The organism is Desulfoluna sp. HI9BLuna (assembly GCF_056829775.1).
In genome coordinates, this window is record NZ_CP186555.1 from 315,028 (window position 1) to 334,826 (window position 19,799).

The 19,799-nt window shown below is 58.0% G+C and carries 18 protein-coding genes; 2 read left to right on the plus strand and 16 right to left on the minus strand.

Translation table 11 applies throughout. The features are described from left to right. Positions 1-323: 323 nt before the first annotated feature. The 12 genes from tssE to ACOYW0_RS01100 form a co-directional block, all read right to left on the minus strand. Positions 324-737: a type VI secretion system baseplate subunit TssE gene (gene tssE / locus ACOYW0_RS01045; RefSeq protein WP_482416743.1), complete on the minus strand. Its 414-nt coding sequence runs from the start codon at positions 735-737 to the stop codon at positions 324-326. Positions 738-751: 14 nt separating this feature from the next. Beyond that, positions 752-1,237: an Hcp family type VI secretion system effector gene (locus ACOYW0_RS01050; protein WP_482416744.1), complete on the minus strand. Its 486-nt coding sequence runs from the start codon at positions 1,235-1,237 to the stop codon at positions 752-754. A gap of 25 nt (positions 1,238-1,262) precedes the next feature. Beyond that, positions 1,263-2,750, minus strand: a complete 1,488-nt coding sequence (gene tssC, locus ACOYW0_RS01055) for a type VI secretion system contractile sheath large subunit (RefSeq protein WP_180140893.1) — start codon at positions 2,748-2,750, stop codon at positions 1,263-1,265. A gap of 31 nt (positions 2,751-2,781) precedes the next feature. Continuing rightward, positions 2,782-3,270 (minus strand): type VI secretion system contractile sheath small subunit, encoded by a 489-nt coding sequence (gene tssB, locus ACOYW0_RS01060; RefSeq protein WP_482416745.1) that lies wholly within the window; start codon positions 3,268-3,270, stop codon positions 2,782-2,784. A gap of 43 nt (positions 3,271-3,313) precedes the next feature. After that, the gene (gene tssA, locus ACOYW0_RS01065) at positions 3,314-4,876 is read right to left on the minus strand and encodes a type VI secretion system protein TssA (protein WP_482416746.1); all 1,563 of its coding nucleotides are present in this window, start codon (positions 4,874-4,876) and stop codon (positions 3,314-3,316) included. Continuing rightward, positions 4,876-5,646 carry a TagF domain-containing protein gene (locus tag ACOYW0_RS01070; RefSeq protein ID WP_482416747.1) on the minus strand — a complete coding sequence of 257 codons (771 nt, stop codon included), beginning with the start codon at positions 5,644-5,646 and terminating at the stop codon, positions 4,876-4,878. The genes tssA and ACOYW0_RS01070 overlap by 1 nt, the downstream gene beginning before the upstream one ends. Further along, on the minus strand, positions 5,634-9,098 hold the full coding sequence (locus ACOYW0_RS01075) for a type VI secretion protein IcmF/TssM N-terminal domain-containing protein (protein WP_482416748.1): 3,465 nt from the start codon (positions 9,096-9,098) through the stop codon (positions 5,634-5,636). The genes ACOYW0_RS01070 and ACOYW0_RS01075 overlap by 13 nt, the downstream gene beginning before the upstream one ends. Next, complete coding sequence (locus tag ACOYW0_RS01080) at positions 9,099-9,770, minus strand: DotU family type IV/VI secretion system protein (RefSeq protein WP_482416749.1); 672 nt, start codon at positions 9,768-9,770, stop codon at positions 9,099-9,101. 1 nt (position 9,771) lies between these two features. Beyond that, complete coding sequence (gene tssK / locus ACOYW0_RS01085; protein WP_482416750.1) at positions 9,772-11,157, minus strand: type VI secretion system baseplate subunit TssK; 1,386 nt, start codon at positions 11,155-11,157, stop codon at positions 9,772-9,774. A 2-nt stretch (positions 11,158-11,159) separates the two neighbouring features. Beyond that, entirely contained in the window at positions 11,160-11,705 is a 546-nt protein-coding gene (tssJ, locus tag ACOYW0_RS01090; RefSeq protein WP_180140884.1) for a type VI secretion system lipoprotein TssJ, read from the minus strand. A 1,130-nt stretch (positions 11,706-12,835) separates the two neighbouring features. Further along, positions 12,836-13,129, minus strand: coding sequence for a TIGR03905 family TSCPD domain-containing protein (locus ACOYW0_RS01095; RefSeq protein ID WP_482416751.1), 294 nt, complete (start codon positions 13,127-13,129; stop codon positions 12,836-12,838). 185 nt (positions 13,130-13,314) lie between these two features. Then, entirely contained in the window at positions 13,315-14,796 is a 1,482-nt protein-coding gene (locus ACOYW0_RS01100) for an amidase (RefSeq protein WP_482416752.1), read from the minus strand. A gap of 321 nt (positions 14,797-15,117) precedes the next feature. On the opposite strand from ACOYW0_RS01100, the gene ACOYW0_RS01105 reads away from it, so the two are divergent. After that, a complete protein-coding gene (locus ACOYW0_RS01105) occupies positions 15,118-15,555 on the plus strand; it encodes a hypothetical protein (protein ID WP_482416753.1) in 438 nt (145 codons plus the stop codon). 64 nt (positions 15,556-15,619) lie between these two features. Then, complete coding sequence (locus ACOYW0_RS01110) at positions 15,620-16,420, plus strand: enoyl-CoA hydratase/isomerase family protein (RefSeq protein WP_482416754.1); 801 nt, start codon at positions 15,620-15,622, stop codon at positions 16,418-16,420. A 269-nt stretch (positions 16,421-16,689) separates the two neighbouring features. Here the strand turns inward: ACOYW0_RS01110 and ACOYW0_RS01115 are convergent, their stop codons facing one another. The 4 genes from ACOYW0_RS01115 to ACOYW0_RS01130 all read right to left on the minus strand — a co-directional run bounded on the left by ACOYW0_RS01115 (position 16,690) and on the right by ACOYW0_RS01130 (position 19,415). Next, positions 16,690-18,228 carry an ASKHA domain-containing protein gene (locus ACOYW0_RS01115; RefSeq protein WP_482416755.1) on the minus strand — a complete coding sequence of 513 codons (1,539 nt, stop codon included), beginning with the start codon at positions 18,226-18,228 and terminating at the stop codon, positions 16,690-16,692. An 87-nt stretch (positions 18,229-18,315) separates the two neighbouring features. Further along, complete coding sequence (locus ACOYW0_RS01120; RefSeq protein ID WP_482416756.1) at positions 18,316-18,915, minus strand: M23 family metallopeptidase; 600 nt, start codon at positions 18,913-18,915, stop codon at positions 18,316-18,318. A gap of 13 nt (positions 18,916-18,928) precedes the next feature. Next, complete coding sequence (locus ACOYW0_RS01125) at positions 18,929-19,123, minus strand: CooT family nickel-binding protein (protein ID WP_180140876.1); 195 nt, start codon at positions 19,121-19,123, stop codon at positions 18,929-18,931. 88 nt (positions 19,124-19,211) lie between these two features. Further along, positions 19,212-19,415, minus strand: coding sequence for a hypothetical protein (locus ACOYW0_RS01130; RefSeq protein ID WP_482416757.1), 204 nt, complete (start codon positions 19,413-19,415; stop codon positions 19,212-19,214). Positions 19,416-19,799 lie beyond the last annotated feature (384 nt).

Below are 19,799 nucleotides of genomic sequence, written 5' to 3' on the forward strand. Positions count from 1 at the left end.
GGCTTATACGCGGCATGTTACCTGTCTCCCCGTCTGCCCCGGCTTTCAAATGTACCCGGAAAGGCAGGTCGTCAAACGTTCACTCGTTGCGTAAACCATCTATCAACGTAAGCAAGTGATGGTTCACCCTTGATTTCCTCCCCTGTTTCAGGGTAATTATTCTTGGTGGAGAGCCTGCCACCGACATCGGCGGCAGGCTCGGTTCAGTCTGTCCCCGGGACTGTGTTCGCCGCTTCGTTCGGATGCGCCGCCTGGAGCCGGGTGATTGCGGTCACCCCGCCCCTTGGCGCACCCGCGGCGTCGACAGGCCCGGGAGGCAGACCTCACGTCCGAACGGTCATCTTTCCGTAGGTATCCACCGAACTTTCCAGGATAATATCCTGATCCCCTTCTCCCATATTCAACCGAGCGTCGATCCGAAAAAAAAGGCGCAGTGTCCGGTCATCCTGGAACACAAAATTGACGTCCACCTGGGAAAGCCGTGGTTCATAGGTTTCGATGGTTCGTGAGATGGTCTTTTCCATGTCCTGAACGGAGTCGGGATAGGTGACCTTCAAATCCGACAGGTCGGGCAAACCGAACTGGCCGTCCATGAGCGTCGTGCCAACCCTTGAGTTAAGCAAAAGCTGGAGATGCTTCACCACGGATTTTACCCGTGTTCCGACATGGTCCCTCGCACGCTCTCCGGGAGCGTCCTGCCATTGCCGAAGGCGTTCAAGAAGTCTCAAATCACTCACATCGCCACCTCACGTTAGACCGGAATCTTCCATGAATCTTCGGACTCGATCCCGTCCACTTCCCAGGTCCACTTGATCTTGGAGTAGGTGAACTTGAGTTCTTCCATGTGACGGAAGGGCTCGTTCTCCGCAAGGAAGGCCATGGGCATGTAGGGCTTCATCTCCACGATGATGGCGTCTTCCAGGACGATGGAGAAGTAATGCTCCTCGGCCCCGGTGGGATCGATGCGAAACTTCTTGAGGATAACGTTGGACAACTGCTCTCCGGTGCAAAGGGCCTGATACAGCTTGGGAGAGGACTTGTCGATCTCCTTGACCACGGTCAGGGGACCATGGATACGTTTGCCGCTCGGGAGCCCGGACTGGGGATCCCTTGGAATATGCACTTTGTGATCAAAGGCATAGACCAGCATCGTGTTCTCGCGACCTTCCATATCGCAAGAGCCGTCAATCTTCCCTTGCGTATTTCCGGTCACTTCCATGTGCGATGTCATTGGCATAAGCATTTCCTCCGTTGTTTAAGGATTATTCTTTGTCCAGTTTGCCAACCAGGGACAAAGTAAATGATGCGCCCATGTACTTGAAATGCGGGCACACCTTCAAACCGACCTTGTACCATCCGGGCTCACCCGGAACGTCATCGACGGTGATCTCGGCCTTGCGCAAGGGGCGCCTGCTTCGAACGCCGGGAAGGGGGTTGTCCATGTCCACCACGTACTGCCGGATCCAGTCGTTGAGTTCACGCTGCAGATCCACACGCTCCTTCCAGACCCCGATGTTCTCCCGCTGGATCACCTTCAGGTAGTGGGCCAGCCTGTTTATCACCAGCATGTAGGGCAGCTGGGTCCCCAGCCGGAAATTGGTCTCGGAGGCTTTGCCTTCGGCGGTGTTGGGAAATTTCTTGGCCTTCTGGATGGAGTTTGCGGAGAAAAACGCGGCGTTGTCGCTGCCTTTTCTCATGGAGAGGCCGATGAAGCCCTCTTCGGCCAGCTCGAACTCCCGTCGCTCCGAGAGCAGTACTTCGGTGGGAATCTTGTTCTGAATGGCCCCCATGTCTTCGAAGTAGTGAAGGGGAAGATCCTCCACGGCGCCGCCCCCTTTGGGGCCGATGATGTTGGTGCACCAGCGGTACCGGGCAAAGCTTTCGGAAAACTTGGTGGCAAAGGCAAAGGCGACGTTCCCCCAGAGATAACTCTCGTTATCCAGGGAAACATCCTCTTCGTAATCAAAAGATTTTACCGGCTCGGTGTCCTTGCCGTAGGGAAGCCTCAAAAGGAACCGGGGCATCACCAGCCCGATGTAACGGGCGTCCTCGGACTCCCGAAGGGACTTCCACCGTGCGTACTGAGGGCCTTCGAACAGAGACCGGAGATCCTTGATCTGGGAGAGGCCGGCAAAGGAATCCAAACCGAACATGGAGGGCGCCACAGCCCCGATAAAGGGAGCATGGGCCATGGCGGCCACGCTGCCGAGGTAGCCCAGAAGCTTGATGTCCCGGGCCGAGGACCCGAACTCGTAGTTGCCGATCATGGTGGCGTAAGGCTCGCCACCGAACTGCCCGTACTCTTCGGTGTAGACCCTTTTGTAGAGCCCGGACTTGATCACCTCCGGCGAGTCCTCGAAGTCGTCGAGGAGCTCTTCTTTGGTCACGTTGAGGATCTCAAGCTTGTTGTTCTCCCGGAAGTCCGTCCGGTCCACGAGAAACTTCAGGGACCGCCAGAGGGACTCCACCTTCTGGAACGCCTCGTGATGAATGATCTCATCGAGTTGGAGGCTGATCTGGCGGTCCAGCTCCGCGATCATGTCGTCCACCACCGATTTGGTCACCTTCTCGATGCCTGCGTCGGGGGAAGCAATTTTCGCGATAAGCGCATGGAGCCCCTGCATGGTCAGGGCGTAGGCATCGTCCTCGGGCTTGATATGGGTGGACTCGATGATATCGTCCAGAAGGGACGCTCCCTCCAGGGTGGCCTCCGCCTCAGGGGTTTCTACAGATTCCCGTACCTCACTCATGATGATCCTCCTTTAAACATGCGTGCAAAACTTACTCTTCATTGAGTCCGAGTTCTTTCAGGAGCTTCTCGCGCTGGGTCTCATCGCTGATGAGTTCCTGGATGGTGTTGCGAAATTCCGGAATGTTGCTCAAGGGCCCTTTAAGGGCCTGGAGGGCTTCCCGCAGCTTCATGAGCTTCTGAAGCTCCGGCACCTTCTGGGCCACGGCTTCCGGGCCGAAGTCCTTCATGTTCTTGAAATCAAGGCTGACGCTCATCTCCGCGTCCGGGTCTTCTGAGAGCTTGTTGGGAACGCTCAGGTCCACCGACACGTTCTGGGCACCCAGCACCTCGTTGAAATTATCCTTGTCGATGGCGATGGAATCCCGGTCTTCGATGCGTTTTTCCCGGCCCGATTCGGAAAAATGCCCCAGCACCAGCTGCTTCATGGGCAGCTCCACCGCTTCTTCTGCGTCGCCCACCGAGGTCTTGTACACGATGTTCACGCGCTCTTTGGGTGCAACGGATGCGTCTTTTGCCATGTCCTACCCCCATTTCCTGTTTAATTAAGGTATTGTTTTGAAGTTATTTTCGCTTGCCCTGCAGGTTCATCGCGTCCACCGTGCTGATCTCCGCGATCATGGACAGGATCTCAGCGGCCCGCGCCGCGTGTTCTTTTCCGGGAAGTTTTTTCATAACGGTGTAGATCACCTTCAGCCCGGCCAGGGCGTGTAACGGGTCCCACTGCATCAGCCCGGAGCCCGTGATGTCCGCACAGGCCCGCTCCAGGTGTGCCACGGCCATCTTTTCCTGACGATGCTCTGCCAGAAGGCGAATCAGTCCCAGGCGAAACGCCAGGGCGTCCCTGCCCGAACCACACGACCGAAGATGCCTGTCCAGGCCCTCCACAGCCTCCTGGAGCTTGCCCTCCTCCCTCGCCAGGACCCGGGCGCGCTGAATCTCATCCGCCACCGTATCCCCGCCGTCGGCGCCCCCTTTCCGGCTTTCATCGTCGCCCTCCGCCTGCCCGTCCAGAAAGCCCTGGAGCCCGGCCATCCAGGCCAGGGCCTCGTCCGAGGCAAAGGGCGTGCCGTCGGAAAACCGGAGCCCCTCGATGCCGTCCAGGCGCCGGAGCAGCAGCAGGGTCTCGCGACACACCATGTCGTGGGCCCGCTCATACCGCTTTCCAAGGTGCGACAGGGCGTCGGCGGAAAAGTAGTTCAACGTCAGCAAAAAGGTGTGCTGGGGGTTGTAAAGCTGGCTCTCCGACCTGGAAACCAGCTCCTCCCAAGCCTCCTCATCCTTGAGCTTTTCCAGGTGCTCCGTCACCTGGCGCTTGGGGGGCGGAATCCTCGTAACGCCCCCGTCGGAAGGGGGCAAATCCTTGATGGGCTCCCAGAGGGCAAACCGCAACCAGCGATAGGACTGCGGGCTCTGCATCTCCCCTTCACGAACCATTTTGGAGGCCTGCTTGACCGTCTTGAACAGGGGGGCCATGCTCCGCAGGAGGTTTCCCGCGTCCAGGGTCACCTCTTCGGTGGTAAGTGACGATTCAACCACGGGTTTGGTTGCTTCGGGAGGCGCCGCCTCGGTCTCTGCGGGGGCTTCCTGGGCCGGAGCCACGCGCTCAACGGTTGCCGCCAGGGGACCGAAGGTCAGATCAAAGTCCGTGTGGTCGTCCAAAAGTCGATCGATCCTGTCCAGGTTCCCCCGGACCCGCCCCACGGCTTCAGCGTCCGCAGTCCCCTTCATGGGACCGGCAAGGGCCTCGTCGGTCTTTTCCATCCACCACTGAACAGCCGAAAGCCTGCCGCCCATACGCCGCATCGGGGGATACATGGACTCCCAGAAGGTCTCCAAAAGGTCCGCGTACACCCCTGTTGCGACCCCAAGGCCCGGCCACCCCTCAAGGTGGACAAGGGCCGCGCACAAATAACTTGCCACCAGAAGATCCTTGGAGTCCTCGGCAAGGATCCCGGTGGCCAGCTTTGACACGGTCTCCCAGGAGAAGCTGTCCCGGGAGGTGGGAGAGCTGAGCTTGTCGATCTCTTCCTGAAGCGCTTCGAACCGCTCCTCATACCGAACGTCTTCACCGGCGGGGGCAGCCTCGCTGATGGGCTCTTTGCCGAGCAGGGCAATCTCTTCCATCACGACGGCTCCTTAGAAGAACCCCACAGGGTATGAAAATCTTCCAGCATCAGGGGGCGCTTCAGGCACATCAGGTAACGATCCGCCTCCGTTCCCCCGATAAAGACCATGGCCGGCTCCAGGGGCGAGCGTTTTTTAAGAAGCCGAAGCAGTTTGGCGGCAGGTGCCAGTGCCTCTTTCATCTCACAAACATCCAGAGGCACGAGAAAATGGTCCTTTCGCGCAAGCCCCTCGATGTTGTTCATCTTGTCCATGAATCCCGACGTTCTCTGATGTCCCTCATGCAATATCAACGTATCCTTTTCCGTTTCCCGCTTCCGGTGAAGCTTGTCCCAACGCGGCTCGGGAAACCTGATCCCCGCCACCCTGCGTTTGAGCTCGTGAATGCGGGTGATGGTCCGTCCCCCCAGGGCCTCCAGGGCTTCCCACGTCTCCCGACAGGCATAGGGTAAAAGGTCCCAATGGCGGTTCCTCTCGGCCACGGCCCCGGCCCCCACAATCATCAGAGGATAGCGCCGCCCGTGGTTGTCCCGGCTCTCTTTGATCATGCCGCAGACAAGCTCTCCATTGGGGCCCAAGGCCCAGAACCGCCATGCCACGGCAAGGCCCGGGGCGACCTTGGGGGCCACCCCCTCGTAGCCCGTCTCCATCCATCCGGAGAACCCTTTGAGCAGGGGCGTCGCCTTGCCCAGGCACAGGTAGTCGCCGGCGCTGGGATGTTTGCCGGCGAGATACCAGTTCCATTTCTGTCTCCAGATCAGTCCAACCACGCGACAATCACCTCCGGGGGCTTTCCCGCCACATTGTTCATCATCCGGAGGATGGGCTTGGTTCCGGTCATCTTGTACTTGACCCGGATATAGCGGACGCCTTTTCGTTTCAGGGATGCGCGCTCTTCGGGAAAATCCCGGATTCGAAACTCGTGGCGACCGTTGGAAAAATCCTTGATGAACTTTGCAAAGGCCCAGCCGCCCGTGTATTTTTTCTCAAGGACCAGGTCGCCGACCCCGATGGTGAGGGTCACGGCTCCGCCCTCTTTGGGCGACCAGTTGAACACCTCCTGGGCCCTGTAATTCCGGTTGGTCAGCACCTGGGTCTTGTCCACGCTCTCCAGTTCCAGGGTGGTGATGTGGGGCTGGATGGTGGCCTCGGGGTTGATGTCCGTGGGAAGCCCTTCGATGGTGACTTTGAAAACGGCCTTCTCGGACTTCACCGAGTAGCTGCCGCGGGTCACATAGGTAAACAGGGAGTCGGTAAAGGGTATGCTCCGCCCCGCAACCTCTTTGGCGTAGTACCCTTTTTTGCTCTTTTTCCCGATGAACGGCTTGGCGGGCCCTGCGACAAAGCGCTTGACGGCCCCGCCTTTTCCGAAAAGCAATCCGCTGATGCTCTTCTTGTTGTAGACCCCCTGGATCTCCGAGAGCACCGTCTCATCCCACACGTCCTGAAGGTATCGGCCGGCTGTATTGCAGGTGTCGGCCCAGAGGTAATCGAAGGGCTTGCGAAGAAGGGTACGGAACAGGGCCCGGGGTGTTCGGTGGGTCTCCATGACAATTTTCAGGGACTCTTCTCCATGGATGGCCGTGCGCACGGCCGAGCCACCGGAGACCGGGTCTTCGGTAAAGGCGGTCCCTGCCAGGGCAAAGGCACCGGCCGGGGACAGGGCTGCCGTGGACATGCCGGAGAGCCCCTCGGCATAGCGATTGAAAGCGTCGGCCCCGGCGGCTATGGCCTCGGGTACCTGGTCCTCCTTGCCCACCGGACCGGCGACCTTCTTGATCCGGTAGAGGAACCTCGCCCCCTTGCCGGGGACCCTCACATTGGGCGCCCCCTTTTTTTTCTGCGTGGATAACAAAGCATGCTGCCGAATGGCCTCGAACTCAAAGATCGGCTCCATCCACAAGGGGGACTCCTCAACCTCGGACTGAAAAAAGGAAAGCTCCAGGGCCATCTCGCTTAACAGCGAAAAGTAGGGGTTGTCCTGGGTGCCCATCCTCACCAGGGTGGAGATGCTCTCCTCCTTTCCTGTCACGGTCTCCTGCCCCTTGGGAAAATAGGTGGCAAAACGGTGCCACGCCTGGGCATAGGCCTCGTGATACCACGCCAGGAAAGTCGACTTTTTCTGGGCGATCTCCAGAGGACTCTCCAGAGCCTGCTCCAACTCCGCGATCATCCCGAACACCTGCTCCCGCCCCTTGAGGGTAAAGGCAGGCCCCACAAAGGGCTCATCGGAAAGGCGATGGCTTCCCTCCCAGAACTCGGCCAGGGTCAGGGAAGGAATCCCCCCCAAGCCGTTGCACCAGGTCACGACCCACGAAAGGGAGAGGTCCTCGTTTTTCATGCCGTAGGAGAGCCAGGAAGCCAGCATGGCCTTTTCCCCGGCCAGCATTTTCGGACTTGCCCAGGTGAGGTAGTCCAGATATTGGGCCGACACCGCCTCCAGGACAGACGGGTTGTCCCAGCGCCCCTCGGGAATCAGAAGGCTCCTGAAATCAGGCTGGGGCAAAGCGCTCAACGATTCCGGGGCCGCCCCACGGCTCCTTGCGGCAATGAGGTTGATGCGGCGGATATAGTGGGGAAACACGCCTGCCAGCTCTTCCTCGGAGGTGTCCAAGGAGAAATTCACCACGGCATCGCCCATCTTGGTGTCGTAAAACGCCAGGAAAACCCCCTGGAACCGATCGCAGAACCGAGCCTTGAGGTCCCGCTCCAGGGCGGTGCAATGATCCAGCCCGAAATCGGGGAGCAGACGGCTCTCGTTTTTCTCTTCCACGCTGCGAATAAGCAGCCGGAGCCGCTCCAGGGTGTCGACATCCTCAGCCAGCTCACCCCGCAGAGAGGGCACCATGGCGTACTCTCGCTGCACCTCTCTGACCATGGAAAGGTTCAGGGAGAACGAGTAACTCAAAAGCACGCCCAAGGTCAGGCTGGCCAGTGCCAGACAGGAGAAGGCCATGACCTTGAGGCGCCTTTTGCCTTCAAGGAGGCGCCGTGTGGGTACATGGATGTTCCGATCCGTCGGAAGGATTTTGGAGAAGAGGTCGTGGAGGAAATAGCTGGTGTCCGTTGCATCCTGTTCCCCGTCGGAAGCCCTCCCCTCAAGCATGCGAGCCGCCTCGGGGAACTTGGAAAAAGGACGGCCGGACTGCCGGGCACTGGAGAAAAAGAGACCCCGCAAAAACGGAGCTTCCTGATAGACGTTGCCGCTGAAGGCGGCGTCCGCAAAGGTCTTGAGTCGGCTTTCGATGCCCTGGAACTCCTCAGGGAAAAAAAGGACCCGGGCCTGGGCACTCTCCGCCCCCAGCGAACGCGCCACCTGCAGACGGTAGTTTCGAAGTTTTTTCGTCACCTGGGCAAAGGACGAAGAGAGGTAAAACGCAGCATCGCACTGCATGTCGCCGTTGATGGACCCGAAAACCTGCTCATACACGGCGTCGGGAAGCTGCTCGCAAAACTCCGTCATGCCCTGGATCAGATCGCATTTGGTCACCAGCAGATAGATGGGGAACCGCGCCCCGATCATCTTCATCAGCTCATTGATGCGATCCCGGATCTTGCGCCCTTCTTCCTCGATCTCATCCCGGGTTCCCGTCAACAGTGTTTTGGCCGAGACCGTAACCACAAGCCCGTTCAGGGGCTCTTTCTTCCGATACCTGGCCAGTTGCTTGAGAAAAGAGTGCCACTCCCGCTTGTCCTGGGACTCGTCCTGATGGGTGGCATAGCGCCCCGCCGTATCCAGGACGATGGCCTCGTTGAAAAACCACCATTCGCAGTTGCGCGTCCCGGAAACCCCTGAAACGCGGGGAGGCTGCGCGAGGTTGGTCACAAGGCCCGAGTTTTCGATGGCCGTGGACTTGCCCGTGCCCGACTCCCCCATGACCATGTACCAGGGCAGGACATACAAGGGGTCCCCCTTCACACGGAGGTGGGATTTCTTGAGTTCGGCAACGGACATCTTCCACTGCTTGCGCTGCTCGCTTGCGATGGCCTTGTCTTCGGCGGATGCACCCTTGGCCACCAGCCCGTTGACGAATTTACGCTCCCGGTAACGGCTCCAGAGAAACCGCATCAGAAAAAAAAGCAGGAGCAGTCCCAGGGCCCCCGCAGACACAGCCGCCCCCGCCCATACGGAATACCCAAGCAATATGGCCACCACCGGTGGCACCAGGATAAGTGTCATCAACAGGCAGAGAATCAGAACCGCTTTCAGAAATGTTCGCATTTATCGCACCAGTCCTGTCAGAACTTCGCTGTTTAAAATAAACCCATAGACCACGAACAATATGCCGCACAGCACCGCAGGGGACAGCACAAGCAGAAAGCTCAGCATCGACGAACCGCTTTTGACCCGGGGCTCCATCCCCACGGGCATCTCCCCCTTGTACGGCGCCGGAAACCATTTTTCCCGACCGTCGGAGGTCAACCGCTCGTCATCGTTCACCAGCCGCCTGCAAAGCCCTGCCTTCAGGTCCTCCAGGGTCTGCTCGTCCTCTTCCATGCCGTATCGCCCGCGAAACCCCGCCATGAGGCAGAGATAGAACACCTCAAACACCTCCCGCCGGGAAGGGTCCGTCTCCTTGAGCCGGGTAAAGAACTCGGCACCGCCCTGGGCGGTTTTAAAATGAATCCGCTGCAGGGACTCCTTCTGCCACTGGGCCTTCCCGCTCCAGCCCGACTGCATGACACGGTCATCCACCCAGCAGAACACGGCGAACCGGGCCCCCTCAAAATCCTCTTCGGAAAATTCGCTGCGTGCCGGATGGCGCCCACACGCATCCACATGCACCATGATGGATGCGCGAAGCTCTTCGTAGGGCGTCTGGTTACGCTCTGCCTCGGGCAGGGCATAGGCCACACAGGCCATCAACGGGATAAAACAGTCGCTCAGATGCATGCTATTTCCTCCTGACAATCATGATCTCCACCTTCATATCCGAAGCAAGCCCTTCCCAGTAAAGGGAGATGTGCTTTTCACGTTCCACGCGATGCCAGCGATCGTCCTGGCTGTCGATGCGAAAGTAGGACGAATTGCCGCGCCGCGGGAGTTCCTGTGGGGGAGACGCGAGATGCTCCAGGCCGATGCCCGGCAGGGACCGCTCCACAAACGCAGGCACCGAGGCCTTGGACCCCAGCTTGACCCCGATCTTGACCGCTTCGAGGATATGGTCCTGCTCCTCGGGCCCCGTCACCACGAGGTAGTACTGGCTGTTGGCCTCCAGATGGGGAGGCAGCAGCACGGCATTGAGATAAGGATCTTCCCGCTGGAACTCGATAATGTATTCGGGACCGGAGGTGATCTCATCCAGCAGGGCGGAAAGGATCATCCCGGCCTGGGAATAGCAGTGCCACAGGTTGTCGTGGTCGTAAGCCGGAAGCCCCGCCCCCCCCTCTTCACTTTGGCCCAGGACATTGATGCGCTCAGAAAAAGAGGAGAGCTCTCCGATGGCCTGTCTCAACACCACGTACAGGTCCCACGGGTGGGCCTCTTTGTGTTCGATGAGGTGTGCAATTTTGGGGATATAGCGATTGAGGGTTCTCAGGGCCAGGAGGAACACCATGTCCCGGGAGCCGAACTCCGCGTTGTGGACGCCCCGTTTTTTCTTGTAGCTCTCCAGCTCGTGCCCTTTGTAAGACAGCTGGTCGTAGACATCCTGGACCAGGCCCCAGAGCACCCTGGACCCGCTCAAGGCGTAAACAGGGGGAATAAATCGGGTGGACAGCACGATGTCGTCGCCGTTTCTCTCCAGCATGGCGATGGGAATCAACTCGTAGCCCCCCAGCTGGTCCAGCTCGGAGTGGAAAAAAACCTTGAGCAGCAGGGTCAGGGTTTTCAGCTGGGCAGGGGGGCCGTCCTGGTGCAGGTCCCTCACATTTTCGGGTTCCTCCCGGGCCAGGTATCGGGTGGTGACCTCCGCGGGAAGCACGCCGGGTCCCAGGGTGGTGACGTTGCCCTGGTACCGGTTCATCTTGCGAACGCCGACATACACCGTCAGGGGCTTGCCGCCGTCCACCCAGGACTCCTGGAACCGCCTCGGCTCCATGAGGGCGTTTTCCCCGATGACGGCGTAGGTGCCGTCCCGGAACCAGAATGCTCCGGCGTCGATGTGGATGGACGAGCCGGACACGGCGGAGCTCCGGATGGAGACGTTGCCCACCCCTGTGAGGTGGGGTTGGATATGCCGGTTGTAGGGCGTCAACGCGGATTCGTGATAGCTGTGATTCAATTGCAGGTGCTGCGGCTGGAGAAAAAGCCCCTGGTGCCAGAAAAGTGGTTTTTCCATGCCTATTCTTCCTCTGCCTCTGCGCCGACGTCGACAATCTGATCGGGGCCCAGCACGAAATCCGCCTGCAACTTCCCGGGAACCAGTTTCTTGTTAAAGCTGAGCGCACTCTCCCGTTCGATAAACACGGGGATCTCAAGCAACCGAACCATGCGCTCCTGGGTCAACATGCCGTATCCCGCCACAATCCCCAGGTATCGCGTTCCTTCCGCGCGCTCCATCCGATGGGTCACGTCACTCCCCGGGTAGATATAGATGCTCTTTACGGAGGTCACGCTCTCGTCGTACACCTTGCACTCCAACAACTTGGCGAGCCCGTCTTCATCCTGGCAGAGCTGGTTGAAGGAGTTGGGGTCGTTGAGCTGGTAGAGGACAACGTACAGGGTGTAGGCTTTCCCATGCCGTTGGTTGAGCTGGTTGTCTGCTTCGAAGTGAAGGACGATGCCTTCTTGTTCAAGTTTCCACTCCGGTGGTGATACGGGAGAAAATCCGCACCCGCATACGGACCAGGCCAAAAGGGACAGCACGACAAAAAAAGTCTTTTTCACTTCCTAACTCCTTAACCAGATAGGGTTCACACATCAAAAAAAGGCAGGGATATCCCAGGGTATCGCAACTCGGCCTGTCGCGGTTCATCGCAGGTTCGTCTCTCGTGTGGCGAGGCTGCCGGGGACACCACGGAGACCAAGCCCGGGAACCGGTCGGGTCGGCCGAAACAATCGATTGTCTGTTTATCTTTTCAGGCCAGGCCCCTTAATAAAGACCGGGGTAATTCGCTGCGTGGCCTTGAAGTGCATGACTGGAGGGTACGAATGGTCATGGGTCGTCCGGTGGCACCATGGTTGCCCGTCGGAGCCCATCACCGTGGGCTCCGCTTGTCAGCCGGAAGTGCATCACCGGAAGTGTGAAGGAAGAAAGCGGCATCAAAGGCATCAGTCAGCTCAAGGGCAATGGGGAGGCGTCCTCGGTGCTCCCTTTGCCGGACCGCACAAAACAAGCGCCAAGCTTTTGAGATCTTACGAACGGTGCCGACCGCCGCCTCTTTGGTGATGGCGACACTCATCTGTCGCCAATAGTGGGTGCTTCTGCCCCATCATGTCGGTGCATGTCTATTTCAATCATGCCCAGCCGTTACTTCAGTTATATTTTTAAGTAAAAACTGTTTTAATTTTACTATATTTTAAAATCATATCGCACAGAGATTAACTCTTCATCGTGTGTGAATAATTTTCATATGACACTTTACATCATTATTCAACAAATAATTACTCTCAAAGTAGAATAAAATAAAACCCAATCATACATCACGTCGTTCACAGCCTCAAAATCAGACACATCAACCATCGACATTCCAGTGTATTACATACAAACGCAGTCAATCACAGAAGGATCGCAAACGCCCACACACCCGTCAAACAGCAGCCGCATGGAAAGTATTTGGCATATTACCACTGCAACTCGACCCATAGACAAAAAACACTCAAAACGCAGGACACATCGTCTTTATTAATGGCTCATGCGAAAAAAACTCTAGAACATAGATCGTAACGATCGAAAGCCGTTCGATAATATCAAATCCATATCGCCATAAACGAAAACAGGCCATGATCTCACCAGATCATGGCCTGTTCGTAAAATACCTGTTGTTTCGTAACCAAAAACCTTATGAAGGCGACCGTCAGCTCGCCACGATCTTCAGGAAGGCCGACAGACTGTCCGCCTCAAGCCTTCCCGCTTTCCACTCTTCAAGGGCCAGGGCAAGCTGATCCGGGCACGAGGTGGCCTTTTTCCCGCAGGTAATCCCCTTCAGACGGGCAATCACCTCATCCACGGACATGCCTTCCACAAGGCGCCCGATCCCCAGGAGATTTCCAGGGCACCCTCCGGTAAACACGAGATTTTCAATGGCGTTGTTCTTGATATCAAAATCTATTTTTTTGGCGCAGACGCCCGAGGGCACGTACGTGTACATGATACATCCATCTCCGAATTTTTTTCCGGAACGCAGATCAAGCCCATGGGGTTCGGCGTTCCTTATAAAGACACAAACAATAAAAACGAAAATGACCATACACCGCGCCACGTCCCATGAAAAGCCCGTTACGCACGGGCAGGCGTTTTTTTGCATCACAGCACACGTCACCGACGCAGACCCCGTCAGTCCAGAGCGTGGTATCGGTCTGCCCAGGGAAAAGCCCGCTCAAGCTGCCCGGCCAGCTTGAACAAGGTCACCTCATCGCACATCCGCCCGGTAAAGAGCATGCCCAGGGGCAGCCCTCCCTCGGTCCAATGCAGGGGAACGGAAACGCTGGGAAGACCGGAGATATTTCCAAGAACCGTAAAAGCCATACGACTCAACGTGGGTCCGGCAAAGTGCTTCACAAGCCCCAGCTTCATGAGCAGGCGTCCCGTTTTGACGGGACTGCCCATTTTCAACAGAAGGTCCTCAAATTTTGTGGGCGGCAGCACCCCGAGGGGATCGGGAGGGCCGATGAGGGTGGGAGAGAGAAACAGATCGTGCCGGGTGAGGAACCGCCCCATGGCAAGTTGCACCTCATGCCATCCTTTTTTTGCCATCACCAGATCGCAGGCGGAAAAAGACCGGCCGATCATGGCCATGTTGAGGGTGGAAGGCTCCAGGGCGGCGACAGCCTTTTTTCCGTACTCTTTTCCGGTAAAGGCCACCTCCGCTGCCACGTGTGCACAGACCACCATAAAAAAGTCATGCCACAACGCGTCGGTGTTGATGGGGGGATCGGCCTCTTCCACCCGGTGGCCGAGGCCTTCCAGATGCTTGACGGTGGCTTCCAGACCCCGCAGCGCCTCCGGGTGCAGGGTGGCGTCGGTCAGGGGGCGGCTGGAAAAGGCAATGGTCAGCGGCCCCGGATCGACCTGGCAGGCGTCAAGGTAGGTTCCATGCCCACGGGCAACCCGGTAGGGGGCTCCCACCTCCGGTCCGGCCGTGGCATCAAGCATGGCAGCACTGTCCCGAACGCTCCGGGTGATGACATGCCCTACCACGGCACCGTCCCAGGCCTCGCCCGATTCCGGCCCCAGGGGATTCAGGCCCCGGGAGGGTTTCAGGCCGAAGACACCGCAACAGGCAGAGGGAAACCGGATGGACCCACCGCCGTCGTTGGCCGACGCCATGGGCACAATCCCTGCGGCCACCGCAGCCGCCGACCCGCCGGACGACCCCCCGGTACTGATGCCCCGTTTCCATGGATTGTGGGCAGGCCCCGAGGACTTGGGCTCCGTGGTGATGGTGAGACCGAACTCCGGGGTGTTGGTCTTTCCGAAGGGCACCACCCCGGCGCCCATGAACCGGTTGACCAGCTCACTGTTCTCCCCGGGGACGGCACGGATTCCCCGGCTTCCCTTGCACAGGGGCTCTCCTTCATAATTGTCCATGAGATCCTTGAAAAGAAAAGGCACGCCCGTAAAAGGGCCGTCGGGCAGGGGCCCAGCGGCCTGGGCCCTGGCCCGCTCACAAAAGGTGTGAACGATGGCGTTCAGCTCCGGGTTTATCCGCTCCGCCCTTGAAATGGCACTTTCCAGAAGTTCGCGTGGGTGGACGTCACCTTTCCGTACAAGCTCCGCAAGGCCCAGGCCATCGTATCGGGTGTATTCGTTCAACATGGGGCAACTCCAGTCTCGGGGTTATGATGGTCTTGCGCCCGAACCAACAGGAAAAAACGGTTCTGCTGTCGGAAATCGGACCGTGGTGGCCGAATTGTAAGTCAAGCCATCGAATAAACTTGATTTACTACATAAACTATGATCTTATCAAGTAATACTCGTCCATAGGATGGGTACCGGCCATATTCAGTTCGATACATCAGCGTTCCTCCGAGCCTCGACAACATGCTGATTGTATGAAACAAACAGATCACCATCAGACATACCCCAACCGTATCCCCGTTTTTTTCACCCGGGGACAAAACAGATGAGACCCCCCCCATGACATCACGACTCAATCTACCCGGACTCGCATGCTTCCTCCTGGCGGCTTTGGTGTTCTTGCCCTCCTCGTCCATGGCATCGGACGAGGCCACCATGAAAATGCCGGTGGAAGGCACCTGTGACGCCGCCTATGTTCTCCTTGAAGGTGTGTGCGTCTCCCAAAGCGCCCTGCAGACCGACCCCGTCACCCTGCTGGAGAAGATCAACGCCTTCAAGAAAAACGCCGACGACCCTAACGCCTCAGTACCGATTTCGGCCACAACCGACGACAACCCCACATGCGCGCGTTACAAAAAAATGATCGATGATTACCTGAAGCAGGGCGTCATGACCTACAACCCGGAGACGGGAAAGATGGAAAGCATGAGGGGAGAGGCCGCAGAAGAGGCCATACGCGAGGCCCGAGAGTATGTAGATACCTTCTGCAATGATTGACGATGATGAGGTGCAAAAAATGATTCCAGTCCTTACAACCCCTGGTCAACCATCGGAGGCAGCCATGTTTGAAAACCGCAGCGGCGACACACCGATTTTTTCATGTTACCGATCAGGCGCCATTGTGCTGTTGCAACTGAAGAACGACCTGGTCAACACCATCAGCGAGATTGACATCAAAGAGCTGATGTTCGACTACTTCAAACGCTTTACATCCGACGCATCGGTCAAAGTGATTATCCTCATGGGCGCAAAGGGGAAAAAAGGAAGAGATGAGTACATCGATTTCTACCGGAAGGTGGCCTGCGGCAGCATGAGTTACGACAAGCTGGAGCGCCTCTACTGCGCCCTGAATCAATTTATCCTCAAGCTTGCCACCGTCAACAAATACGTCATCCACGCCGATCGCGGCCAGATCGACACCATCTTTCTCAGCATGGCCCTGGCATGCGACTACCGCATCCTCGCCACGGGAAGCGTCTACCAGAACCCCTACCACAACATCGGACTGGTCCCCAAAGGGGGCCTCGCCTATTTCCTCCCCCGCATGATCGGCTCCGCCGCAGCCTCAAAGTTTCTCTTGAGAAAAGACGACATCACCGCCAAGGAGGCCCTGGGCATCAAAATCGTGGATCGCATTGTTCCCCCCGATCGCCTGGAACAGGAAACGGTGAACATGGCACGATCCATTGCCGAGGTCCCGGCCGAAACTCTCTTTGGTGTGAAAAAGCTCCTGAACCTCTCCTTAGAGGACCTGCACAGGGTCCTTGAGGTGGAGAGCATCGAGCTGCGCCGCATTGTCCGCTCCGACGCCTTCAAGCAAGAACTTTCCGGGGCGTTGGACCGGTTTGGGTTGAGGTATTGAAGGGGCTAAAGGCTAAAGGCTAAAGGCTAAAGGCTAAAGGCTAAAGGCTAAAGGCTAAAGGCTAAAGGCTAAAGGCTAAAGGCTAAAGGCTAAAGAAGCGTACCCTTACAGGCACGATATGCACAGTGTTTTCAGGGCTCGAACAAAAAAATACCGCTGGGCTTTAACACAAGGGTTAAGGCCCGGCGGTAACCAACATTCGAGGTCTTTTCCATAGCGTGACGTTGCCCCCAGCTGGCCGCCAGAGGCATGCTTTGGACGGCTCCCCCTTATGTCTTCGTCACCGTGGGAAAAAGATCGGGGTCAGTGTGGGGGATGAACTTGGCCCCGCTGAAGCGGATCATGAAATCCTGATCGACGTTGAGTTCCACGTAGGTGATCCGGTCCCTTATGGCATCGGCCTCGTCCATGTAGCGATCCCCGTAGAGCATCAGGGTCGCCCCCTCCAGGGAGCTGTTCCCGATCTTTTCATACCGGTTGCGGTCAAGGTCCGGGATCATGCCGATGGAGATGGCAGATTCGGGATCGATGTAAGCCCCGAAGGTACCCGCCACATAAATTTTTTCCAGATCTCCGAACCCCACCCCCACCTTCATCACAATGGTCTCCAGGATGGTGTACATGGCCGCCTTGGAGCGGATCAGGCTGTCCAGGCTGGCCTGGGAAACGGTAATGGCGCTGCCGGTTCCCGACATATCCTCCGCCACAACAATGAGGGCGGGCAGGCCGTGTTCCATGGTGTACCGATCCTTGCAGGCGGACTCCACGAGCTTTCCCTTGGCATCGATCATGCCCGTTAAAAAAAGGACGGCCGCCAGATCGATAAACCCCGACCCGCACACCCCCAACGGCGGCAGGTCGCCGATGGTGCCCACGGTAAAATCGTCGCCCTTCCTGCGCACCCGATCGATGACCCCGTCCCCGGCGGTCATGCCCATGGACGAAACGCCCCCCTCCAGGGCGGGGCCAGCGGCCCCGGCACACCCCACCAGCCAGTCCCGGTTGCCCAGAACCACTTCGGCGTTGGTCCCCACATCCACAAGGAGCGAGGTCTCCTTTTGCCGGTGAATACCGGAAAAAAGGATCCCGGAGATCAAATCGCCCCCAAAATAGCTGCCGATGTTGGGGAAGAAAAAGACGCGCCCCTCCGGGTTGGTGTGTTTCAGGAACAGGGATGCCCTGTGGGTCCCCGGGGTGTTGGTCACCGGAATGTAGGGCTCACGGATGATATGCTCTGCAGGGAGCCCCATGAACAGATGGGTCATGGCGGTGTTCCCCGAAACCGCCACGATGTAAACCTCCTGCACCGAGACCCCGGCCTGGAGGCAGAGGGTCTCCAAACCGTCGTCCACGCCCCTGCATACCAGGGTTTTCAACTCTTCGGCCCCTTCGTCCGTGGCCGCATGGTGAATCCGGGTCAGGATATCGCTGCCCAGGCTGACCTGGGGATTATCCATCACCGTTTCGGAAAGCGTTTCCCGGCTCTCCAGATCCACAAGGCGCATGACGATGCGGGTGGTTCCCAGGTCCACGGCCACACCCAGGGCCCGGGTCTCTCCCCGGGGGTCGAGAATGTCCAGGAGCTCAAGCTGCCCGCCCCCCTGAAACAGAACGCACCTCGCGGAAAAGTCCCATTTCCTCAACAGGCGACTCACCCGTTGAAAAAGAGAAAAGTCCACCGCCGGGCGATTGCCCGTGACGGAGAGCGCTCGAAGCAACCGGTCCATATCCGCGCTGTTATCTGAAAGGGAAGGCATGGAAAGTCGAACCGGCCTCACCCACCCCAACCCATGGTCGTGTCGTGTCATCTGGTCAACCCCGGTTAAATGGTTTTCGTCCCCATGGGACGTCTCTCATCGGTGTGGTGAATCAACGTCGTCATAAAGCAAAAAGACTTATCCCGACGCCCAAAAGGAGACGTCCCCCGCCTCCCGGCACAGGAGGAGATCCGCCCCCAGCAAAGGCGCCGGATCGTGGAAACACACCGCCCCTTCTGCTCCCATGGTGGCCCAGCGCAGGGCCTTACGGGAAAGCCCGTCCGAAAAAGTCATCAGTGAAAAATGGAGATGGCAGGCAATACGAAGATGCCGCCGTAAAGGATCTGCCAGCGCGGCGAGGGGCTCTCCCCGCCCAAGCATATCGCCCCGGGCCAGGCCCTTTCTCGGGGTCACATGGGCATAAGCGGTAAAAAAAGGGCCTTTGGGCCCCTCGTGGCGTACAAAAAGGGAGGTCCCGATAAAATCGTCGTCGGAGACCTCCCAGACTTCTCCGTCAAAGGCTACCGGGACACAAGCCCCCGGGCCCAGGGTCCGTGGCTCTCCGCCTTCGGAATAGTAACGGCACAGATCCACCCCTTCATGGGGAAAGGGCCTTGCTTTACCGCTGCCCCACCAGCTCTTCCGCGTCCCGAAGAGCATCGCCTCATGGGCAGCAAACCGAACCTGCCCCAGGCCGTTGGCTCCGGCAAGGCCCTTGAGATAACGGCACGGGGGCATGCACGCAACCGGCTCAGGAAGCATGCGTAAAGACGATGCGATGGGCCATGAGATTGATGTCCGCAAGGACCCCTTTGACCTCCTTGACCTCACCCAGGAGGCCGCGGAGCACGTACACCCCGTTGTCGGCCGGCGTGATGGCGGCCACGTTCTCCATGACCAGCTCTTCCTGATCACCGTGCTTCAGGTACACATTGGATTCGCACATGGTATTGCTCCTTTCAGGTATGTTCAATGGGCAGGGCCGAAAAGACGGGCCGAAACGCAATGAAGGCCGTTTTTAAAGCCTCCGGGATTTACCGCGCAACGCTCCCCGACCCTCCGTAACGCTCCAGCTCCCAGATGATGCACTGGGTCCGGAACTTGCAATAAAGCTTCGGGTCCGCACAGGTAGCACACTCATCGCAAAGATAGCGACCGTACTTGCTGCAGTAATAGCGCCCTTCCCGCTCAGGGTGGCGGGCACACCGTCTCTCGTCGTGATCTGCGGTTGCACTCATGACGTCACTCTACCCCAAGGACTGTGTGATTTCAAGAAAATGAGCCCGAAATCCCAAGTTGTCGATGCCCCCATCCACACCGGACGAAAGCATCGAACCGGAATGAACTCATCAATATAGTTTTACCTTTCAAGGAATAATCATTCAAAAAATATTTGACTTCCTCATGTTATTACATTACTGTTTGTAGCAAAGAACATGATTCACAATCTTCCAATGCATCTCACCTCGAACACCTCCTGAGCAGAGTTTGACGCACCTCTTCTTCAAACGGCCGCTCGACGCCCCGGGTAATGCAACACACCCACACCATACCAACGCACACGGCCCATGACCCAGGTGGTTCTTTCGCCTGATTTCAGGAATACCAACCCACGCTGGCCG

Excerpts from the sequence above, each read along its gene's own strand:
- ACOYW0_RS01100 (WP_482416752.1), bottom strand. The coding sequence starts at position 14,796 with ATGTTGAACGAATACACCCGATACGATGGCCTGGGCCTTGCGGAGCTT.
- tssA (WP_482416746.1), bottom strand. The coding sequence starts at position 4,876 with ATGGAAGAGATTGCCCTGCTCGGCAAAGAGCCCATCAGCGAGGCTGCC.
- ACOYW0_RS01130 (WP_482416757.1), bottom strand. The coding sequence starts at position 19,415 with ATGAGTGCAACCGCAGATCACGACGAGAGACGGTGTGCCCGCCACCCT.
- ACOYW0_RS01110 (WP_482416754.1), top strand. The coding sequence starts at position 15,620 with ATGTTTGAAAACCGCAGCGGCGACACACCGATTTTTTCATGTTACCGA.
- ACOYW0_RS01075 (WP_482416748.1), bottom strand. The coding sequence starts at position 9,098 with ATGCGAACATTTCTGAAAGCGGTTCTGATTCTCTGCCTGTTGATGACA.
- tssB (WP_482416745.1), bottom strand. The coding sequence starts at position 3,270 with ATGGCAAAAGACGCATCCGTTGCACCCAAAGAGCGCGTGAACATCGTG.
- tssK (WP_482416750.1), bottom strand. The coding sequence starts at position 11,157 with ATGGAAAAACCACTTTTCTGGCACCAGGGGCTTTTTCTCCAGCCGCAG.
- ACOYW0_RS01105 (WP_482416753.1), top strand. The coding sequence starts at position 15,118 with ATGACATCACGACTCAATCTACCCGGACTCGCATGCTTCCTCCTGGCG.
- ACOYW0_RS01115 (WP_482416755.1), bottom strand. The coding sequence starts at position 18,228 with ATGACACGACACGACCATGGGTTGGGGTGGGTGAGGCCGGTTCGACTT.
- ACOYW0_RS01125 (WP_180140876.1), bottom strand. The coding sequence starts at position 19,123 with ATGTGCGAATCCAATGTGTACCTGAAGCACGGTGATCAGGAAGAGCTG.
- ACOYW0_RS01095 (WP_482416751.1), bottom strand. The coding sequence starts at position 13,129 with ATGTACACGTACGTGCCCTCGGGCGTCTGCGCCAAAAAAATAGATTTT.
- ACOYW0_RS01080 (WP_482416749.1), bottom strand. The coding sequence starts at position 9,770 with ATGCATCTGAGCGACTGTTTTATCCCGTTGATGGCCTGTGTGGCCTAT.
- tssC (WP_180140893.1), bottom strand. The coding sequence starts at position 2,750 with ATGAGTGAGGTACGGGAATCTGTAGAAACCCCTGAGGCGGAGGCCACC.
- ACOYW0_RS01120 (WP_482416756.1), bottom strand. The coding sequence starts at position 18,915 with ATGCCCCCGTGCCGTTATCTCAAGGGCCTTGCCGGAGCCAACGGCCTG.
- ACOYW0_RS01050 (WP_482416744.1), bottom strand. The coding sequence starts at position 1,237 with ATGCCAATGACATCGCACATGGAAGTGACCGGAAATACGCAAGGGAAG.